General features: G+C 64.1%; 2 protein-coding genes. Both read left to right on the top strand.

The features are described 5' to 3' along the window. Positions 1 to 906, top strand: a 906-nt coding sequence (locus VN856_RS22825) for an IS630 family transposase (RefSeq protein WP_325693321.1), incomplete at its 5' end; no start/stop codon positions are given. A 180-nt stretch (positions 907 to 1086) separates the two neighbouring features. Then, positions 1087 to 2697 carry a hypothetical protein gene (locus VN856_RS22820; RefSeq protein ID WP_325693318.1) on the top strand — a complete coding sequence of 537 codons (1611 nt, stop codon included), beginning with the start codon at positions 1087 to 1089 and terminating at the stop codon, positions 2695 to 2697. Positions 2698 to 2813 lie beyond the last annotated feature (116 nt).

Raw genomic sequence — 2813 nt, 5'->3', positions numbered from 1 at the left:
TCGGTCAGCGGGTGGCGCACTCGGTTCGCCGAGGAGGGGCTGGTCAAGTTCGCGCAGGTGCGCCAGGGCCGGGGTCGGAAGACGACGATCCCGCAGGAGAAGATCGACGAGATCGTGGATTTGACATTGAACTACCGTCCGGCCGGCGAAACCCATTGGTCGTGTCGGACGATGGCCGCGGCGAGCGGGGTATCGAAATCGACGGTGCAGCAGGTGTGGTCGGCGCGGGGTCTCAAACCACACCGGGTCGAGACGTTCAAGCTGTCCAACGATCCGAACTTCGAGGAGAAGCTGGTCGATGTCGTTGGGCTTTATTTGAATCCGCCAGAGAAGGCGATCGTCTTGTGTGCCGATGAAAAGTCCTCCGTGCAGGCGCTGGACCGCACCCAGGCATCGCTGCCGATGGTCAAGGGCCGCGGCGAGACGATGACCCACGACTACAAGCGCCATGGCACGACCACCCTGTTCGCCGCACTGGACGTGCTGACCGGCATGATCATCAGCCAGTGCATGCCTCGGCACCGGCATCAGGAATGGTTGAAGTTCCTCAAGACCATCGACCGGCAGGTGCCCAAGGATCTGCAGATCCACCTGATCCTGGACAATTACGCCACCCACAAGCACGACGACGTCCGCGCGTGGCTGGACAAACACCCCCGGTTTCACCTTCACTTCACCCCGACCTCGTCGTCGTGGCTCAATCTCGTCGAACGCTGGTTTAGGGAACTGACCGACAAAGCGTTGCGGCGCGGGGTCTTCCACTCCGTGCCCGACCTCGTCAATTCGATCCAGGAATACATCGACGCCCACAACCACGACCCCAAACCGTACGTGTGGACAGCAACCGCAGAGTCCATCTTCGCTAAGGTCGCACGTGGTCGAATCGCCCTCGAAAAAATCAGCTAAATCCAGGACACACCACCAGTGAGGCCAGCCTCGGACCGCCGAGGTGGGCGGCGGGTTGGGCGGGATCGTTGCGGTTGGCTGCTGATTGGGGAGCGGTCCGAGCCTGCCCTCGGACGATCGCGGCGTCGCCGCGAGGCTGGGCGCTGGTCAGGACCGGCTTAGTCGACCAGGCTGGCGGTCATGGCTGCGGTGGTGACGGTGAACGATGTGCTTGACGGGCATGTGAGCCTGGATGTGGAGTGCCTGGATCGGATTTATCTGAACGGCTATGTGCCGAACCTGCAGGTGGGTGGGCAGGTGGTGTCGTTTCTGACCGCGCATCTGGGTTACCCGATCCCGTCGCCGGCGATCATGGAGAAGATCGGTACCGCGTTCCGCAGGGCGGTGGCGTCGTTCGCCGAGGACAACCGGATTCCGGTAGTGCGGTTCGGGAGGGACGACCGCAAGATCGATCGGATGCGGCCATATCTGGCGCGGCAGGCGGCGACCGGCCGGTCTGGGGTGGCCGCGATCGGGGTTGCGCAGGAGTTCGCGCCGGTGTTCACCGCGACCAAGAAGGGCGGCGGTAAGGCGGTCTGGTTCTCGTTCACCAAAGCCGACCGGCGGGTCACCTGTTATTACTTTTACCTCTGGGACGACGATTTCGGACCGGCGTTCGTCAAGGTGTGCGCCTACTTCCCGTATCCGATGAAGATCTGGGTCAACGGCCACGAGTGGGCCAAGCGGCAGGCCCTCAAGGCGGGCGTCGGGTTCACCGAGCTGTCCAACGGGTTCGCCGCCTGTACCGATCCTGTTGCGTTGCAGGCGATCTGCGACCGGCTCGGGCCCGGCGCGATCCGGGTGTTCGCCGAGCGGTGGTGGTCGATCCTGCCGCTGCCGCTGACCGAGCATGACTGCGCCGCCGGCTACTGGTGGGAGCTGTCGATGCGCCAGGTCGAGGTGTCGCGCACCCTGGTGTTCGACGCGCCCCGCCGGGCCCGCGCGTTCTTTGAGGCCCTGGTCACCGACAACCTCGACATCGGCCGCCCGGAACTAATCGAGCTGATCTTCAAACGCGGCCAGCGGCGCGGACGTCCCGCGGCCGGTCAGTACAAAACCAAGATCGTCAGCTACGGCACCGAGGTCAACGTCAACGCCTTCTACCGGCACTCCCGCATCAAGCAGTATTTGAAGGACGCGCGGGCGCTGCGCATCGAGACGGTGATCAACGACCCGGAAGATCTCAGCTGTCGGCGCCGGCTGCACCATCTCGACGAACTGCAGGCCCGCGCCCGTGCGGTCAACACCACCCTGCTGGATACTGAACGTGTCGGCCAGGGTTGTCTCCTTGCGAGTCCAGCCTTTGAGCGGATCGCGCGGCCCACCCTCACCGAGGAGGGCCGGAGGGCCCCGGCCTTACGGTTCGGCGACCCTCGGGTCCAGGCCCTGGCCGGCGCGTTGTGCACCAGCGTGCTCGCCGTCACCGGCATCACCAACAAGAGCCTGCGCGCCTTGATGACCGGCTTGCTCGGCGGTGCGAACTACTCGATGAATCAGGCCAGCTACGACCTGGCCCGGCTACGGGTCAACGGCCTCATCGCCCGCATCCCGGGCAAGAACCGCTACCGGCTTACCGCCGACGGGCTGCGGTTCGCGATTTTCTACACCAAAGTCCACGACCGGCTGCTACGCCCGCTGCTCGCCGCCGACCGACCACCGGCACCAACGCAGGTACGAAAAGCCTTGCAAACCATAGAGATTCACATCACAGAAACCATCGACCGGGCTCGCCTACTGCCAAAAGCAGCCTGAAACTCAAGACAACTCTCAAAGATCTAGCGACCAAGGTTCGCTACGCCGCCCGGGACTTTGCCCGGCGGCGGTGGCCCTTCGGGCAGCTTCAATTCACGCGGGCAGATGGTTTCCTA

Origin of the sequence: Mycobacterium sp. (assembly GCF_035603715.1) — a bacterium.
GTDB lineage: Bacteria > Actinomycetota > Actinomycetes > Mycobacteriales > Mycobacteriaceae > Mycobacterium.
Note: the sequence above shows the minus strand (reverse complement) of the source record. Positions and strands in the feature narration are given on the sequence as shown.